Annotated in this window: 18 protein-coding genes; 6 read left to right on the top strand and 12 right to left on the bottom strand. The window is 54.2% G+C overall.

From position 1 onward, the window contains the following. Positions 1–20: 20 nt before the first annotated feature. The gene (locus ACFSO0_RS16010) at positions 21–887 is read left to right on the top strand and encodes a serine/threonine protein kinase (RefSeq protein WP_376881863.1); all 867 of its coding nucleotides are present in this window, start codon (positions 21–23) and stop codon (positions 885–887) included. Positions 888–946: 59 nt separating this feature from the next. On the opposite strand, the gene ACFSO0_RS16005 is transcribed toward ACFSO0_RS16010, so the two are convergent. The 3 genes from ACFSO0_RS16005 to ACFSO0_RS15995 form a co-directional block, all read right to left on the bottom strand. Beyond that, complete coding sequence (locus ACFSO0_RS16005) at positions 947–1,102, bottom strand: hypothetical protein (protein ID WP_376881862.1); 156 nt, start codon at positions 1,100–1,102, stop codon at positions 947–949. Between the two features lie 64 nt (positions 1,103–1,166). Further along, complete coding sequence (locus tag ACFSO0_RS16000) at positions 1,167–2,477, bottom strand: DEAD/DEAH box helicase (protein WP_376881860.1); 1,311 nt, start codon at positions 2,475–2,477, stop codon at positions 1,167–1,169. Positions 2,478–2,603: 126 nt separating this feature from the next. Then, on the bottom strand, positions 2,604–2,747 hold the full coding sequence (locus tag ACFSO0_RS15995) for a hypothetical protein (protein ID WP_376881859.1): 144 nt from the start codon (positions 2,745–2,747) through the stop codon (positions 2,604–2,606). A gap of 123 nt (positions 2,748–2,870) precedes the next feature. On the opposite strand from ACFSO0_RS15995, the gene ACFSO0_RS15990 reads away from it, so the two are divergent. Continuing rightward, a complete protein-coding gene (locus ACFSO0_RS15990; protein WP_376881858.1) occupies positions 2,871–3,929 on the top strand; it encodes a phosphodiester glycosidase family protein in 1,059 nt (352 codons plus the stop codon). Between the two features lie 115 nt (positions 3,930–4,044). On the opposite strand, the gene ACFSO0_RS15985 is transcribed toward ACFSO0_RS15990, so the two are convergent. Further along, the gene (locus ACFSO0_RS15985; RefSeq protein ID WP_376881856.1) at positions 4,045–5,616 is read right to left on the bottom strand and encodes an ABC-F family ATP-binding cassette domain-containing protein; all 1,572 of its coding nucleotides are present in this window, start codon (positions 5,614–5,616) and stop codon (positions 4,045–4,047) included. Positions 5,617–5,649: 33 nt separating this feature from the next. Then, positions 5,650–6,507, bottom strand: a complete 858-nt coding sequence (locus tag ACFSO0_RS15980; RefSeq protein ID WP_376881855.1) for a hypothetical protein — start codon at positions 6,505–6,507, stop codon at positions 5,650–5,652. Between the two features lie 215 nt (positions 6,508–6,722). Here ACFSO0_RS15980 and ACFSO0_RS15975 point away from each other — a divergent pair, with 215 nt between their 5' ends. After that, positions 6,723–6,872: a small acid-soluble spore protein P gene (locus ACFSO0_RS15975; RefSeq protein WP_376881853.1), complete on the top strand. Its 150-nt coding sequence runs from the start codon at positions 6,723–6,725 to the stop codon at positions 6,870–6,872. 132 nt (positions 6,873–7,004) lie between these two features. Further along, positions 7,005–7,757: a DUF5937 family protein gene (locus ACFSO0_RS15970; RefSeq protein ID WP_376881851.1), complete on the top strand. Its 753-nt coding sequence runs from the start codon at positions 7,005–7,007 to the stop codon at positions 7,755–7,757. Here the strand turns inward: ACFSO0_RS15970 and ACFSO0_RS15965 are convergent. From ACFSO0_RS15965 to pdhA, 5 genes are all read right to left on the bottom strand, one after another. Continuing rightward, positions 7,752–7,913, bottom strand: a complete 162-nt coding sequence (locus tag ACFSO0_RS15965; protein ID WP_376881849.1) for a Spo0E family sporulation regulatory protein-aspartic acid phosphatase — start codon at positions 7,911–7,913, stop codon at positions 7,752–7,754. The genes ACFSO0_RS15970 and ACFSO0_RS15965 overlap by 6 nt on opposite strands. Positions 7,914–8,042: 129 nt before the next feature. Then, positions 8,043–9,452 (bottom strand): dihydrolipoyl dehydrogenase, encoded by a 1,410-nt coding sequence (lpdA, locus tag ACFSO0_RS15960; protein ID WP_376881848.1) that lies wholly within the window; start codon positions 9,450–9,452, stop codon positions 8,043–8,045. A gap of 6 nt (positions 9,453–9,458) precedes the next feature. Next, entirely contained in the window at positions 9,459–10,856 is a 1,398-nt protein-coding gene (locus ACFSO0_RS15955) for a dihydrolipoamide acetyltransferase family protein (RefSeq protein ID WP_376881847.1), read from the bottom strand. 87 nt (positions 10,857–10,943) lie between these two features. Next, positions 10,944–11,924, bottom strand: coding sequence for an alpha-ketoacid dehydrogenase subunit beta (locus tag ACFSO0_RS15950; RefSeq protein ID WP_376881846.1), 981 nt, complete (start codon positions 11,922–11,924; stop codon positions 10,944–10,946). A gap of 3 nt (positions 11,925–11,927) precedes the next feature. Next, entirely contained in the window at positions 11,928–13,013 is a 1,086-nt protein-coding gene (pdhA, locus tag ACFSO0_RS15945; RefSeq protein ID WP_376881844.1) for a pyruvate dehydrogenase (acetyl-transferring) E1 component subunit alpha, read from the bottom strand. 314 nt (positions 13,014–13,327) lie between these two features. On the opposite strand from pdhA, the gene ACFSO0_RS15940 reads away from it, so the two are divergent. Beyond that, the gene (locus tag ACFSO0_RS15940; protein WP_376881842.1) at positions 13,328–14,062 is read left to right on the top strand and encodes an alpha/beta hydrolase; all 735 of its coding nucleotides are present in this window, start codon (positions 13,328–13,330) and stop codon (positions 14,060–14,062) included. Positions 14,063–14,066: 4 nt separating this feature from the next. Here the strand turns inward: ACFSO0_RS15940 and ACFSO0_RS15935 are convergent, their stop codons facing one another. Together ACFSO0_RS15935 and ltaE are read right to left on the bottom strand one after the other, a co-directional pair. Continuing rightward, complete coding sequence (locus ACFSO0_RS15935; protein WP_376881841.1) at positions 14,067–14,258, bottom strand: hypothetical protein; 192 nt, start codon at positions 14,256–14,258, stop codon at positions 14,067–14,069. A gap of 191 nt (positions 14,259–14,449) precedes the next feature. Beyond that, the gene (gene ltaE, locus ACFSO0_RS15930) at positions 14,450–15,484 is read right to left on the bottom strand and encodes a low-specificity L-threonine aldolase (protein ID WP_376881840.1); all 1,035 of its coding nucleotides are present in this window, start codon (positions 15,482–15,484) and stop codon (positions 14,450–14,452) included. A 112-nt stretch (positions 15,485–15,596) separates the two neighbouring features. Between ltaE and ACFSO0_RS15925 the strand changes: the two genes are divergently transcribed. Further along, the gene (locus ACFSO0_RS15925) at positions 15,597–15,899 is read left to right on the top strand and encodes a HesB/IscA family protein (protein ID WP_376881838.1); all 303 of its coding nucleotides are present in this window, start codon (positions 15,597–15,599) and stop codon (positions 15,897–15,899) included. The last annotated feature ends 42 nt before the right edge of the window (positions 15,900–15,941 follow it).

Below are 15,941 nucleotides of genomic sequence, written 5' to 3'. Positions count from 1 at the left end.
GTGCAGGGGGGGAGCATACGATGCGGAACAAATGGATGGCGTGGTGGAACGAGACCTTTCGCGACCGGCCTTACCCGACAGGGCGGCAGATCGACCACTACCGGATTGACAAAGTGCTGGGGATGGGCAGCTACGGCATCGCCTATCTCGCGACTGACCTGACCTGCGGCGAGCAAGTGGTGCTCAAGCAGGTGAAACCCAGCCTGCGGCACTCGCCCAAAGGGGAAGCGATGCAGGCGTACGAGCAAAAGGTGCTGGCCTCTCTCTCCCACCCCCGCATTCCGCGCTGGCTGAAATCTTTTACATACAAGCGGGATTCGTTTCTCGTTATGAACTTTATCGCGGGGCCGACCCTGGAGGAAGCCTTGTTTGAGCAAAAAGTTGTCATGGACGAGCGTTCAGCCGCCTTGCTGATGCGAAAAATCGGGGAAATCGTGGCGCAACTCCACGAGAATCAGGTAATCCATCGGGACGTGCGCATCCCCAACGTGATCTGGCACGACGGCGAACCATATCTCATCGACTTCGGATTGGCCCGTTTCATCGGGGACAGCCCCACCTATGCGGCCGACGCGCTGTCCGCCTACTCCGTCGAAAAACAGCTGAAACGGGAGGTGGCACCTTCGAGCGACTTGTACGCCCTTGGCCACTTTTTCCTCTTTTTGCTCTATTCCGGCTATACCCCGCAGGACGGAGAGCCAGAGCGGAGCTGGGAGGAGGAATTGACGCTGTCGCCGGCCGTTCGCCAGATGATCCGCCGCCTGCTGCAAATCGATGAGGCGTATCCGGATGTCCGCAGCTTTTTGGACGATGTAAGGCGCTTTATCGCAGATACAGATTCAGGCGATTCCGCCGCCCACCCCACGGAGCAGCCAACTAAGCCCTGACAGCAAAAGAGCAGCGCAGCCGCAGTGATTGTTCCTGCAGCCGCCCTGCTCTTTTCGTTTCATTCGGAGATCGGCTCGTTTTTGGCCTTCTCTATTTTTTCCTTCAGCTCTCCGGCTTCCCGCTTCAGCGTCTGCCGCTCGTGCTTGCTCAACACTTCTCCTCCTACTGTGCCATTCACCAACAAATCTTCTTCGTACAATCGATCTTTGCGCATGAAAACCTCCTGCAGACAAGAGTGGTTCTTCTTCCTTGTCTACTTTGTTCCAAAGCCGCGTTTCTTATGTACGCGATTTGCGATTTGCAGAGGCGGACGGTTTGGCTGCAGACGGTCTGCCGGCAGCCGGTTGCGGCTTCCCTTGCGGCGCAGCGGCCTTTCCTTGGGACCTGGCAGTCTTCCCCCGCGAATGGGCAGTCATCCCTTGCTGCTTGCCAGTTTTCCCTTCGCCCTTTGCCATCGGGCGCGGGTCCTTTAGTGCCCCGTGGGACATGATTTTTTCTGCGATCGCAAGACCTGTCTGGGATGCAAACTTTTGAAGAATAAAACGCTCCTTGCCAGTGATAATGGAAAACACCAGCCCCGCACGCCCCATGCGTCCTGTACGTCCGCTGCGGTGCACGTACGTATCGACATCGGTGGCCGGGTCAAAATGAACGATGCATTCTACCTCCGGAATGTCGATCCCGCGCGCAGCCACATCTGTCGTGATGAGAACCGGGAAAACGCCGTCGCGGAACTGCTGCAGCGTCCGCGCCCGCTCTTCCTTGGCCGCGTCGCGGTGCAGCAAGCGGCACGGCAAATGGTGGTAGTTGAGCTTGGAGACGATCTCGTCCACCTTCTCGATCTGGTTCACAAAAACAATCGACGAACGCGCGTTGACCAGCCGCAGCAGTCGGCGCAGTGTGTCCACTTTTTTGCGCGGATCGCTGACCAGATACATATGGGCGACGCCAGCAGCCCCTTCAGGCGCGGCGGCGCGAACGACGGCAGCATCTTTCGTAAACGCTTCGGAAGCCTCCACGACGCCAGCTGGCAGCGTAGCGGAAAAAAGCAGGCGCTGCGTATCGCGCAAGGTGCGCTTCATGACCTCTGCCACAGGCTTGCCGAAGCCCGCGTCCAGCATGCGGTCCGCCTCGTCCACGACGACTGTTTTGACCTCGTGCACCTTCAGCTTGCGTTGGTCGATGAGCTCCAGCAGCCGTCCCGGCGTTGCGACCACGAGCACCGGCTTCTTCTTCAGGCGTTCGATCTGGCGCTTGACATCGACGCCGCCAATGATCGGCGCCACGGCATGCTCATGAGTCGGCAGCAGCCGCTCCGCTTCCCGCGCAATCTGCATGACCAGTTCATGCGTCGGAGCCAGGACGATGGCTTGCACGTCTTTGCGCTCCAGGTCGATTTTGGTCAGCAGCGGCAGCAAATAGGCGAATGTCTTGCCCGTCCCGGTGGGAGATTCGACCAAAGCGTCCCGACCTTCCAGAATGAGCGGGATCGCTTCCGCCTGAACAGGCGTCGGCTTCTCCATATTTCGTTCGCGCAACAACTCTACAAGCTGCGCGCGAATGTGTAATTCAGCAAACGTGGTACTCACAAAAACCCTCCTGGCGTGAAAAATCTTGCATTGGGTTAGCTTACCACACATTTCGCCCGAGGGAAACAGAGGATGCCTTAGGCAGACAAAAGCAGGCGAAATCCGGTCGGACTTCGCCCTTCACGATTAGCCGTTGTTGGAATCTTTGCGGGTCTCCTGTTTCTCCTGCAGGTCGTGGCGATCCCGGCTGGTCGTTTGGTTGCGTGTGCCTTTTGGCCCCTGCTGGTAAGCCTCTATTTCCTTTTGGAATTGTTGATCGAAGCCGCGCACATGGCTCACCTCCTGATGGTATTCTGCCCGCATCAGACTTCTGTTATTTCCCTGAAACTTTTTACCTATTTTAACGTCCTTTTAAGTAACGAGTATTTTGATGAAATGGCAAGGTGAGTCTTCATGCAAACATTATCCCGAACACAATCCTACAAGCGCAGCAAGCGAAAGGCAAGGCGGCCGTGGCGTCTGGTCAAACGCCTGCTCCTTGTTACATTTTGCACGTGTGCCTTTTTCATTCTTGGCGGCATCGCTTTCCTGTTTGGCACCGAGAAGGGCGAGGATCTACGCGAATGGGCAGCCGGAACGCTCCTCACCACGCAGCACGACTACTGGGCCCCGTATACGTTTTTACCTGCGGACAAGCTCAATGCGCTAAAAGAAGAGATCAAACACCCGGAAGTCATCAATTCGGAGAACGATCCGGAAGCGGTGCCTGCCGTCAAACCAGTCGCCGATCCCTTGCCCGAGAAGCCAAAGGAATTGGTTGACATCGAAGAAATCAATGTGAAAAAGGACAATTACTACTTCAAAGGCAAAATCATGTACATCCACGATCCAAAAAGGGTCAAGCTGCTCGTCACGAACCGCACAGATCGCGGGGACCTGCTCGATGAGTTCGTCAAAAAATCGAATGCAATCGGGATTGTCAACGCCAGCGGCTTTTCCGACCCAGACGGCTACGGAAAGGGGGCGAAAGCGTACGGCGTCGTCATCCACGACGGCAAAATTTTGCAGCGCTACAACCCCAAAAGCGGCGAGACTGCCCTTGGTATCACTTATGACGGCAAGCTTGTTACCGGCAGCTACACAGCAGAAGAGCTGGTAAAGATGGGCGTACGGGATGCCATGAGCTTCCGTCCGCAGCTGATCGTAAACGGAAAAAACCTGTTTACGGACAAGCCCGCCCGCAGCTGGGGCATCCAGCCGCGGACAGCGATTGGACAAAAAGCAGACGGAACGATCCTGTTCGTCGTCATTGACGGACGACAGCCCGGACATTCCATCGGCGCCAGCATGAATGATCTCGCCGAACTGCTGGAGGAACGGGGCGTCGTAAACGCCATGGCGATGGACGGCGGGTCCAGCTCCATGATGCTCTACAAAGGGGAAGCGATCACGAAAACATCCTGCCCGTACTCCCGCGGCCGTTTCCTGCCAAACGCCTGGGCTGTTATCTGATCTGCGCGATGTGATTGGCTGACCAAGCGTATGCCATGCAATGAAATAACTGTACAAAAAACAGGCAGCACACAAATTCAGTGGCGCTGCCTGTTTCCAATCTTCCTTTTTCGCTTTACAGCCTGATCGGCGTCTTCGCTTGCTCCAGGCTCCATTTTTCTACATCCCAAATCTGGGTCACCCAATCCTCGTAAAATTCCGGTTCATGGCAGACCAACAGGACGGTGCCTTTGAACTCCTTGAGCGCGCGTTTCAGCTCTTCCTTGGCGACGACGTCCAAGTGGTTGGTCGGCTCGTCGAATACGAGCCAGTTGCTCTCGCGCTGAAGCAGCTTGCACAGACGGACTTTTGCCTGCTCTCCCCCGGAGAGGGCGTTCATGTTGCGGTTGATGTGCTCGTTTTTCAGGCCGCAGCGGGCGAGTGCTCCGCGCACCTCGTGGTTGTTCATCGACGGAAATTCGTTCCACACTTCTTCCAGCGCCGTGATCGGCTTCGGCTTCACTTCCTGCTCGAAGTACGCCGGGTGCAGGAAATCTCCCCGCTCCAGTTTGCCGCCGAGCGGTTTGATGACGCCGAGCAGCGTTTTCAGGAGAGTCGATTTCCCGACCCCGTTCATACCGACGATTGCCACCTTCTCGCCGCGCTCCAGCTTGACGCTCAGTTTCGGCAGAAGCGGATGGGTGTAGCCGATTTCCAGATCCTCGGCTACCACGACGAAGCGGCTGCTCGCCCGCGACTCCTTGAAAATAAAAGTTGGCCTCGCCGCCGTCTCCGGCTTGTCGATGCGCTCCATCTTGTCGAGCTGCTTTTGCCGGCTCTTGGCCCGTCCCGTCGTCGAAGCACGCGCCTTGTTGCGGGCGATGAAGTCTTCCATGCGGGCGATTTCTTCCTGCTGCTTCTCGAACGCGTCGATGTGCTGGTTGCGCTTCATCTCTGACTGCGCCAGGAAAGACTCGTAGTTGCCGGTATAGCGGTTCAGCTTGGTAAATTCCAGATGGTAGATGACGTTGACGACCTCATTCATGAACGATGTGTCATGGGAAATCAGGATGAAGGCGTACGGATAGTCCTTCAAATAATTTTTCAGCCAGACGATATGCTCTTCATCCAAATAGTTGGTCGGCTCATCCAGCAGCAGGACCGTTGGCTGCTCCAATAGCAGCTTCGCTAGGAGTACCTTCGTCCGCTGGCCGCCGGACAAGGCTGCGACATCCCGATCCAGCCCAATGGCACTCAGCCCGAGCGCATTGCCGATTTCCTCGACTTTGGCGTCGATCAGGTAAAATCCGCTCGTCTCCAGCTTATCTTGAATTTCCCCCATGCGCTCGAGCAACTCTTCAAGTTCTTCCGGCGATGCTTCCGCCATCTTTTCCCCGATGCTCATCAACTCGGCCTCTTGCTCCAGTAATGGGAGGAAAGCATCCTTCAGCACGTCGCGGATCGTCTTGCCCGCTTCCAGCTTCGTATGCTGATCCAGATAGCCGTACTGAATCTTGGGCATCCACTCGATGCGGCCGCTATCCGGGATGTTCTGTCCGGTCAAAATGCCCATCATCGTCGACTTCCCGGTTCCGTTCGCCCCTACGAGACCTACGTGATCGCCCGGTTGCAAGCGGAAAGACACATCACGAAACAAAATACGGTCCCCAAAACCGTGGGATAAATTTTCTACAATCAAAACACTCATGTTCTTCCTCCTGATCTGTCTCCTCTGCGAGGTTTACAAATGAATTCTCTCAAAAAAGGTCGGGTGATAGCGCTCAAAATAACTATCCCCTGTCAAAATTAATTGATCCAGGCGCATGCGCAAATCCTGGAGCGTAATCCCTTCCATCGCCACGTTCAGGATCGCGGCGCGTGCCAGCAGGCGCAGGATTCCCACTTCCTCGGCAAGCGCTTGGCCAAACACTTTACCGCTATGAACAATCTCCGAGCGATGATTGTACGATTTTTTAATCAACTGTGCAATTTTTTCCCGCTGCTTCAGAGAATCTCCGAAGTAGTAGGCCATGCGCAGCCGCAGTTTGTAGGTGATCTCCCCTTTTTTGCCGTCAGGGACGAAGAGCGATTCCAGACCGATCCACAGATCGAGCAGTTGATCCTCATAGCTTTTCTTCTCCAGCGACAGCGAGTAACGGCGAAATGCCAGCTTCGGCAACTCTCGCTCCAGCAATGCCAGAAAGATGCGCTGCTCTTCCTCGCGAAACATATATTTTGGGCCGTCCAGCGAACGCTTCAAATACGTGATTCCATACAAATTGGCTTTGGCCGTAATGACATACGGAATGGAGCAAATGCCTTCCCTGGACGCGAGGTTCAGTTTGTTCTCGATTTCTTCAATCCATTCCCGGTCCTCGGTCAATCTCATCTCCGGATAATCGCCCACGAGAAACAGGCTGGTCAGATCCACACGTTTATCGAACATGCGCCGGTTCTCGTCCATCTCGTTGCGCAGATAGCGCGATGCAACCTGATACGGCTTTTCTGCACCCGAAATAAGCGTGTATGAATTGGGCATATCGATCCGGACCGGCTGCGGCGTTGTCGAATTAAAGACAGGTGCGATCAATAGTGGCATAGATTTTCTCCTTTTCACTCGGGAAGCCGTTCAGATGGTTGTACCTTCGTGTTTACATAATATACATTATGTAAGACTATCTTGTGCGTGCCAACCTTGTTTTTTTGCCAATCGCCGAGGACATGCTTCCTTATAGAATACCAGTTTTTCCTATGGTTCGTCATCCTTTGATTGCGCCAAACTAGGAAAAGTTACAGATGGAAGGAGCTGTTTGCATGGAAAAGGACCACATATTGGACGAGAATCCCCATCAGACCTATAATAATGAAGCAAGAGGCATCGAACAAACCGGTGAACCGCTGCCTGGCTCAAAAAAAGTGAAGCAGCAGAACCACAGCCGCTCCATTAAAACTCGTGAAGGCTAATCGGTGAGAAATCCCCTCGGCTCTCTGCTGGCCGGGGGGATTTCCTTTCCTGATTTTTACATCAAAAAGATTGAATTGTCCCACAAGGATGCTCTATGATGAAGGCAGTATTCTTGTTGGAGGTACATAACGATGATGACCATTTCACTACCGATTTCTGGCCCGCTGTCCCATGTGATCAGCTACAGCGTGTCTCCTTTGTACGAGTTGGCAGCTAGTTTGCATACTCTCGCTCAGCCGTCTCCCCCTGCCCTGTTCGCCGATTGGGTCGACGGAAAATTGTCTACCCTGCGTGCAGCTAGATTGCTGAAGGACTGGGAGTACCTCCTGCCGCTGTTTCGTTACGGAATTCCCGATTCGTTCGACCCGTTGCAGACGAAAGGAGTCATGGCGGTCGATGACCAATACGAATATTTCGTCACACTTCCAACCGAAACATTTGTGCGCAGTCTTCTCCCTCAACTGGAGGCATGGAAGGAGCATCATCCGGCTCCGCCAATTGCTGCTGACCTGCGCGAAGATACTGACTATGTGAAAGGCCGCTTCAGCCTGTTTATTTCCTCCTACTGGCAGCTGTCCTTTGAGAACAATTGGGAAGGGATCGCTCCGCTCTTTGTTGCGGAGGCAGAAAAAATTCACAATGCCGTACAATCAAAGGAAAGGCTTCTCGCCTACCTGCAGACGCTGTTGCCTGAAATCCGCTACGATGCGGAAACAAACAGCTTCTCCTGTCCGGCGCCTGGCCCCGATTGTGAAGCACAGCATCTGATCTTGTATCCGAGCCATTATTACTTTTCCGCGCCGACACTCACGAAAAAAGGCATGAATGCGCATCTGCTGTACTCGTTTGTATCCCCGTTTCCATCCACCAAAAACGCCCTATAAAGGGCGTTTTTCAAGTTGCATATGAGCGACGATCAACTTGTCCAGTTGCTGACTTATCCTGACGATTTCAGGGTCAAGAAAATTGTAACCTGCATCTTTTGCTGCTCGTTCCAATTTGCTGCGCAAGTCATCAATCATCTGATTGGTAATCTTCATGCTGCCGACCCCCCACCCAACTACAGTCTCCCACTATTTTACATGATTAAAGTACCTGTGGAAAGGGGAGCTGTGGGAAGAAAAAGCCTTGCACCTATGATGGCACAAGGCTTCTGTTGACAACGGCTGTTATTTCATGACATGGATCGGATGACCCAACGCCAGTTCAGCCGCTTCCATTGTTACTTCTCCCAGAGTAGGATGCGCGTGAATGGTCAGCTCGATATCTTCGAGCGTCGCTCCCATTTCGATCGCCAGTCCGATCTCTGCGATGATGTTCGATGCTTCTGCGCCCACGATTTGTGCGCCCAGCACGAGGTTGGTTCCCTTTTCCGCGATCAGCTTCACGTAGCCTTCGCCGGCATTGACGGACAGCGCGCGTCCGTTCGCTGCAAACGGGAAACGTCCCACGACGTAGTCGATGCCTTTTTCTTTTGCTTCTGTTTCGTTAAGACCGACGCTAGCGATTTCAGGGTCGCAGAATACGACAGCCGGGATCGCTTTGTAGTCCACTTCGGAAGGATGGCCCGCGATTGCTTCTGCCGCCACTTTTCCTTCGTAGGATGCTTTGTGAGCCAGTGCCGGACCTGCCACAATGTCGCCGATCGCATACACGTTCGGGATGTTGGTGCGGCCTTGTTTGTCTACGACGATCAAGCCGCGGTCGGTCAGGTTCATGCCGATGTCGCGTACGCCCAGCTCGTCCGTATTTGGACGGCGGCCTACGGTCACGAGGATGTATTCCGCCTCGATTTTGACTTGCTCGCCTTTGACTTCAGCGGTGACGATTACGCCGTTCTCGGTTTCTTCCATGCCTTGGGCGAGTGCTTTGGTATGGATGGTAACGTCCAGCTTCTTCAGCTTGCGCTCAACCAAGCGAGGCATGTCTGGCTCAAAGCCCGGCAAAATATGATCTGCGCCTTCGAGGATGGTCACTTTCGTCCCGAACTTGGCGAAGACGGTACCCAGCTCGATGCCGATGTAGCCGCCGCCGATGACGACGAGGCTCTTTGGCAGCTCGGTCAGGTTGAGTGCATCCGTGGAAGACAGCACGCGCTTGCCAAACGGGAATGCAGGCAGCTCAATCGGACGGGAACCGGTCGCAATGATGCAATGCTCAAAGCGGTAACGGTTCACATCGTAGCCGTGGAATACACGCACTTCGTTTTCGCTCACGAACAGCGCTTCTCCAGGGATGACCTGAATTTTGTTGCCTTTGAACAGGGAGCTGACACCGCCGGTCAATTGTTTGACGATGCCGTTTTTCCACTCCTGCACTTTGGCGAAATCCACTTTCACATTCTCCATGGTAATCCCCATGGATGCAGTATGTTGTGCGTGCTCATACGTATGTGCTGCATGGATCATCGCTTTGGACGGAATGCAGCCTACGTTCAGGCATACGCCGCCCAGATCTGCTTTTTCCACAACCGCAACGGATTTGCCCAGTTGGGCGGCACGAATGGCCGCCACGTATCCGCCTGGACCTGCACCGATCACAAGCACGTCTACTTCTGTCGTAAATTCACCTACTACCATCGCTTATTACCCCTCCATGACGAGCAGTGTTGGGTTTTCCAGCAGCTGCTTCACGTAGTTGACGAAACGTTGAGCCGGCTCGCCATCAACCAGGCGGTGGTCAAAGCTGAGAGACAGGTGCAGCATTTGGCCAACCACAATTTCGCCGTTTTTCACAATCGGTTTTTCGCTGATTCGTCCTACACCCAAGATCGCCACTTCCGGATGGTTGATGATCGGAGTGAAGAACATACCGCCAGCAGAACCGATATTGGTGATGCTGAAAGTAGAGCCTTTCAACTCGTCTGCCGTTGCTTTGCGGTCGCGGGCTTTCTTCGCCAGTTCGCTGATTTCGCCAGCGATTTGGAAGATCGATTTGCTGTCCGCTGCTTTTACGACAGGCACGAGCAGACCGTCATCCGTCGATGTGGCAATCCCGATGTTGTAGTATTTTTTATAGATTACTTCTTGTTTTTCATCGTCGATCGATGCGTTCAGTTCCGGGAACTTTTTCAGACCGGCTACTACCGCTTTGACGATCATCGGCAAGTAGGTCAGTTTCACGCCGCGCTCTTCAGCCAACGGTTTGGCGTCTTTGCGCATGGCCACGAGCGCCGTTACATCCACTTCGTCGAAGATCGTCACGTGCGGAGCAGTATAAGCGGATTTCACCATTGCTTTTGCAATCGCTTTACGGATGCCTTTGAGCGGTACGCGCTCTTCCAGTTCGCCAGCTGCAGACGGCGTGTAGTGAACCGTCGGAGTTGCCGCCGCTTGTGCTACCCCTGTTGGAGCTGCAGCTGCTTCTGGTGCTGCAACCGCTGCATCAGCCGATACTGCAGTTGCTGCGGAGACTGCAGGTGCCGCGCCGCCCGCTACGAAGCGATCGATGTCTTCGCGCGTGATGCGCCCGAGTTTGCCTGTGCCTGGTACGTTCGCCAGCTGTACGCCTTTTTCGCGAGCGTATTTGCGTACGGATGGAGTCGCGAGTACATGCTTACGGTCAATTGGTGCCGCTACTGCTGTCGCTGTAGCTGTTGCCATCGGCGTTTCCAGCGACTGGTTTGCATTCGCGCTCACTTGGGAGCCGATGTCGCAGCCTGGCTCCATTTTGTCTGCCGGTGCGGAAGCTTCAGCCGCAGGCGCATCGCCGTGACCGTGGTCTGGCAGGTTCGGAACATCGCCTTCCACTTCAAAGTCGATGAGCGGATCTCCGACTACGGAGACAGTGCCCTCTGTCACTTTCAGCTCGAGAACTTTCCCTTTTACAGGCGATGGCACTTCTACTACCGCCTTGTCATTTTGCACTTCCATAATGACTTGGTCTTCTTCTACGGAATCTCCCGGCTGTACGTGCCATTTGACGATTTCGCCTTCATGGATGCCCTCGCCGAGCTCCGGGAGTCTGAATGTAAAACGACTCACGATATCTCCTCCTTATACACACTTCGCCGTATTTTGCCTAAAGAAGGCGGAAAGCTCTCATCTTTCCGCCGATTAAGTCAGCTTTGCCTAGAAATCAAGCACTTGGGTCAAGCCGTCCACGACGCGCTTCACGTCCGGAAGCCAAATGTCTTCTGCTTGCGCGAACGGATAAACGGTATCCGGCGCGGTGATGCGCAATACTGGCGCTTCCAGGTGCAGGATGGCACGCTCGTTGATTTGTGCGATGATTTCCGCTGCAACGCCGGACGTTTTTTGCGCTTCCTGCACGACGATCGCACGGTTGGTTTTCTTCACGGATTCCACGATGGTATCGATATCAAGCGGGCTGATGGTGCGCAGGTCGATGACTTCTACCTTTGCTCCGCGCGCTTTCTCGATTTCTTCTGCAGCTTTCAGGCTGGTGTGCACCATAGCGCCATACGTGATGATGGTCGCGTCCGTACCTTCTTTCACCACGTTCGCTTTGCCGAGCGGGATGGTGTACTCGCCTTCTGGTACTTCTTGGCGGAAGGAGCGGTACAGCTTCATGTGCTCCAGGAATACGACCGGATCGTTGTCGCGAATTGCGGAGATCAACAGACCTTTTGCATCGTACGGGTTGGAAGGGATAACTACTTTCAGACCTGGTGTTTGCAACATCAAGCCTTCCAGAGAGTCCGCGTGCAGCTCAGGTGTCTTCACGCCGCCGCCGAACGGGGAGCGGAATGTCACTGGGCTGTGGAAACGTCCGCCGGAACGGTAACGCATACGAGTCGCTTGAGAAGCAATTGCGTCGAATGTTTCAAATACAAAACCAAAGAATTGGATCTCGGCTACCGGACGAAAGCCATTGATCGACAGACCGACAGCCAGACCACCGATACCGGATTCCGCAAGTGGAGTGTCGAATACACGTTGCTCGCCAAATTCAGCTTGCAATCCTTCTGTCGCGCGGAACACCCCGCCGTTTTTCCCTACGTCTTCCCCGAAGACAAGGACGGTCTCATCGCGTTTCAATTCCACGCGCATTGCGTCCGTAATGGCTTGAACCATTGTCATTTGTGCCATGGCTTATTTCGACTCCTTTGCCAGGTATTCTGCCTTTTGTTCTTCCAATGCTGGCGGCAGTGTCTCGAACATTACGTCGATCAGTTCAGATACTTTCATTTTCGGAGTCTCGTCCGCTTTTTTGATCGCATCTGCGACTGCTTTTTTCGCTTCTTCAATCACTGCTTCTTCGTCTTTTTCATTCCACAGGCCTTTCGCTTCGAGGAACTTGCGGAAGCGGATCAGCGGGTCGCGCAGCTCCCATTCGCTTTGCTCTTCGCTTGTGCGGTAACGGGTCGGGTCGTCACCCGCCATGGTATGCGGGCCATAACGATAGGTCAGCGCTTCGATCAAGGTTGCGCCTTCGCCATTGATGCCGCGCTCTCTCGCTTTTTGTACCGCATGGTAAACAGCCAAAATGTCCATGCCGTCTACGCGCTCGCTGGCAATACCAGCCGCTGTCGCTTTTACGGCGATGTTTTCAGATGCCGTTTGCTTTTCAAACGGCAGGGAAATCGCATAGCCGTTGTTTTGGGAGAAGAAAATGACAGGCAGCTTGTACACGCCTGCGTAGTTCATCCCTTCGTAGAAGTCACCCTGGGAAGTCGCACCGTCACCGAAGTAGTTGATCGCAACGCGTTTTTCGCCGCGCAGCTTGTAGCCCATCGCCACACCGGTCGCTTGTGTACATTGCGCTGCGATGATGATTTGCGGCATCAAGACGTTTACGCCTTCTGGAATGCGTCCGCCTTCGATGTGTCCGCGGGAGTACAGGAATGCCTGATGCAATGGGAAACCATGCCATACCATTTGCGGAATGTCGCGGTAGCTAGGCAGGATAAAATCTTCTTTGGAAAGAGCTGCTTCGGAACCGATCATGCTCGCTTCCTGACCTGCTACCGGTGCGTAGAAACCCAGTCGGCCCTGGCGGTTCAGGCTGATCGCGCGTTGGTCCCATACGCGGGTAAATACCATTTTGCGCATCAGTTCGCGCAGTTCATCATCGGAGAGATTCGGCATCAAGTCAGGACGAACAACCGTACCGTCCGGAGCAAGAATTTGCAGCGGGGCGTTGTTCCCTGTTTGTTCAACAGCAGTGGTTACGCTCATCACATTCACCTCGTCACTGGATTAAAGGGTCCCAGGATCTCGCACGCTTCTCACGGACGACTGTCCGTTCAGTCGAGAATCGCGAAAGCTGCCGAAGGATACCCTGAAAGAAAAAGAACAGCTGGAACTTACAGGAAAGGGCTTACAGATCCTCCTGATTCCACCCTGTTATACTGCAGACAAATCGTCTGTTCAATGTGTTATAGTATTGATATTACAGGGTTTATTTCCGCTCTGTTATCATTTACTATATAAGCTGTATCAGTTTATTTCAAGGACTTCTTTGCAAAAAAGCAGATTTTGGTGGTGAGAAAATGTCCGAGTATGTAAAACGAACGATCATAAAAGAAGAAGTGCCCAGCATCCACGTGGACACTCCCCGCTCCGTCAAAGTGTACCTGCCGCCCGGCTATAACGAGCTTCTCTCCTATCCTGTCGTCTACTGCCAGGACGGAAACGACTTCTTTACGATGGGCCGAATCGCGACCATCGCCAATCAGCTCATTTTGGAGGAAGGCATCGAGCCGTTCCTCATCGTCGGAGTTTCGGTAGAGAGGAGCAAGCGCACGAGCGAATACTCGCCTGTCGGATCGCGCAATGCGGCGTACAAGCGGTTTTTCATCGAAGAGCTCGTCCCGTTTATCGAAGAACGCTATCCGGTGCGGCGCGATCCCGCTTCCCGCGTGCTCGCCGGCGACTCTCTGGGCGGAACCGTGTCTTTGCATCTGGCTTTGGAGAGGCCCGACGTCTTTTCGCAAGTGCTCGCGCTGTCGGGCGCCTTTTTCCAGCCTACGCTAGACGCACTCGAGCAGACCGACAGCTTGTCCTGGCTCGACATCTGGATGGTTGTCGGCCTGGATGAACGCGCGGTGGAGACGCATATGGGCACCTTTGACTTCGTGCAGTGGAACCGTGCGGCAAAAACAATTCTCACGACCAAGCAAGCGACGTTGTCTTATCGGGAAAAGCCGGGCAACCACGTCTGGGGCCTGTGGCAAAAGGAGTTGCCCGACGGCCTGCGCCACTTCTTCCCTGCGCCGAGGTTGTAATTTCTTACAAGCCGTTGATTTCTTTAATATTGGCGTATTCGTAATAACTTCCATCGACCAGGTAGATGCCTTCGTGGGTGGCTTTTTCAATTTCTCCCGCCACCTGCCGAGCATCGCTCAACACGAGATTGACGATCTTGCTCTCGTCCCGCTGCATTTGACCTTGAATTCGCTGGCGATCTCTGGTCGTTATCATGGTCATCCCTCATTTGCCCTAGTTTGGATAGCTATAGTATTTCTTTGGCACTACAGATTTACACACCGAAACAGCCCCGGGCAGATGCGCGGGGCTGTTTTATGTCTCGTTGCCGATTAGCGGATGCTGTTTGACCGTCTTTTTGCGCCCCGTTTACAAGCGTACAGGTCGGAGCCTCACTGTTAACGGGCTTAAGATACGCGATGGAGCAAAGCTTCTACTGTGTCAAGGGCGTGTTTGACATCTGCTTCCGTAATATGGCGGTGTGTCGTAAAGCGAACGACGTATTCGTCAAAGTCAGTTGCGTAGACGCCCTGCTCGGCCAACAGCCGCAAAAAATCGACCGCTGTCTGCCCGATGGCGTCCGTTTTCACCAGCACGATGTTGGTCTCGACCGGCTCGACCTCCAGCGAAAGGCGGCGGAAGCCTTCTGCCAGCTGCTCGGCCCGCTCGTGGTCTTCCGCGAGCCGCTCCGTCATTTCCGTCAAGGCGATAATGCCCGGCGCCGCCAAGTAGCCAGCCTGGCGCAGTCCGCCGCCGAGCTTTTTCCTCCACCATCTCGCTTCTTCGATAAAAGCTTTGTCCCCGGCCAGGATGGAACCGACAGGAGCGCTCAAGCCTTTGGAGAGACACACTTGAACAGAGGTCGTATACCGGCTAAGCTCGCGGACATCGACACCCAATGCAACGGCCGCATTAAACAACCTCGCGCCGTCTAGGTGGACAGGAATGCCGTGTTTTTGCGCAACGTCGTAGACACCTTTCATCTGTGCGGGAGAAATGACGGCTCCTCCCGCGCGGTTGTGCGTATTTTCCATACAGATCAGCTTCGTGCGGGGAAAGTGAATGTTGGTCGCCTGGCGAATCGCCTTTTCCACATCTTCCGGACGCAAGGCGCCGCGCACGCCGGCCAGGGTCCGGGTCTGCACGCCTGCGAGCGCCGCCATCGCGCCTCCTTCGTAATAAAAAATATGGGAGTCAGCCTCCACGATCACTTCATCACCATTTCCGCAATGCGTCAAGACGGCGACCTGGTTGCCTTGCGTACCGCTGGTAACAAACAGGGCAGCTTCCTTGCCCAATCGCTCTGCTGCGATTTCCTCAAGACGGTTGACGGTCGGGTCCTCCCGGTAGACGTCATCGCCCACCTCTGCCTCGGCCATTGCCCGGATCATCGAATCTGTCGGTTTGGTAACGGTGTCGCTGCGCAAATCAATCGTTTTCACGGTTTCTCTTCCCTTCATTGTCACGGATCTGTACACTTTCCACATTGCAACCGGAATTACCTCTTTGCTAATATGGAGGAGGTACATACACAAATGTTAGGAGACCTGTCCAATGAACGTGAAAATCACGCGCAATGCAGCGAAACAATTGAAAACGATCATGGAGCAAGAAGAAGACAAAGAGTTGAAGCTTCGCGTCTACATCACACATGCTCACGGCGACCATGCGCATTACGGTCTCGCGCTGGACAAACCTACCGCAGAAGACGAAGTCATCTCCACAGACAAAGAGATTGACGTCATTGTGAAGAAGAATGAACCATTGTTGGACGGGATTATCCTCGATTACCTGTACTTGCCGGAAGAGGGCTTTGTCATCACCAATCCTTCCAAAGGAAATACCGGCGACCACTAAAAAGGAAGAAGCCCCTTGCCAGATTGGCAGGGGGTTTGCTTT

This window comes from Brevibacillus sp. GCM10020057 (genome assembly GCF_042683565.1).
Taxonomy (GTDB): domain Bacteria; phylum Bacillota; class Bacilli; order Brevibacillales; family Brevibacillaceae; genus Brevibacillus.
Note: the sequence above shows the minus strand (reverse complement) of the source record. Positions and strands in the feature narration are given on the sequence as shown.

Excerpts from the sequence above, each read along its gene's own strand:
- ACFSO0_RS16010 (WP_376881863.1), top strand. The coding sequence starts at position 21 with ATGCGGAACAAATGGATGGCGTGGTGGAACGAGACCTTTCGCGACCGG.
- ACFSO0_RS16005 (WP_376881862.1), bottom strand. The coding sequence starts at position 1,102 with ATGCGCAAAGATCGATTGTACGAAGAAGATTTGTTGGTGAATGGCACA.
- ACFSO0_RS15990 (WP_376881858.1), top strand. The coding sequence starts at position 2,871 with ATGCAAACATTATCCCGAACACAATCCTACAAGCGCAGCAAGCGAAAG.
- ACFSO0_RS15985 (WP_376881856.1), bottom strand. The coding sequence starts at position 5,616 with ATGAGTGTTTTGATTGTAGAAAATTTATCCCACGGTTTTGGGGACCGT.
- ACFSO0_RS15980 (WP_376881855.1), bottom strand. The coding sequence starts at position 6,507 with ATGCCACTATTGATCGCACCTGTCTTTAATTCGACAACGCCGCAGCCG.
- ACFSO0_RS15975 (WP_376881853.1), top strand. The coding sequence starts at position 6,723 with ATGGAAAAGGACCACATATTGGACGAGAATCCCCATCAGACCTATAAT.
- ACFSO0_RS15970 (WP_376881851.1), top strand. The coding sequence starts at position 7,005 with ATGATGACCATTTCACTACCGATTTCTGGCCCGCTGTCCCATGTGATC.
- ACFSO0_RS15965 (WP_376881849.1), bottom strand. The coding sequence starts at position 7,913 with ATGAAGATTACCAATCAGATGATTGATGACTTGCGCAGCAAATTGGAA.
- lpdA (WP_376881848.1), bottom strand. The coding sequence starts at position 9,452 with ATGGTAGTAGGTGAATTTACGACAGAAGTAGACGTGCTTGTGATCGGT.
- ACFSO0_RS15950 (WP_376881846.1), bottom strand. The coding sequence starts at position 11,924 with ATGGCACAAATGACAATGGTTCAAGCCATTACGGACGCAATGCGCGTG.
- pdhA (WP_376881844.1), bottom strand. The coding sequence starts at position 13,013 with ATGAGCGTAACCACTGCTGTTGAACAAACAGGGAACAACGCCCCGCTG.
- ACFSO0_RS15940 (WP_376881842.1), top strand. The coding sequence starts at position 13,328 with ATGTCCGAGTATGTAAAACGAACGATCATAAAAGAAGAAGTGCCCAGC.
- ACFSO0_RS15935 (WP_376881841.1), bottom strand. The coding sequence starts at position 14,258 with ATGATAACGACCAGAGATCGCCAGCGAATTCAAGGTCAAATGCAGCGG.
- ACFSO0_RS15925 (WP_376881838.1), top strand. The coding sequence starts at position 15,597 with ATGAACGTGAAAATCACGCGCAATGCAGCGAAACAATTGAAAACGATC.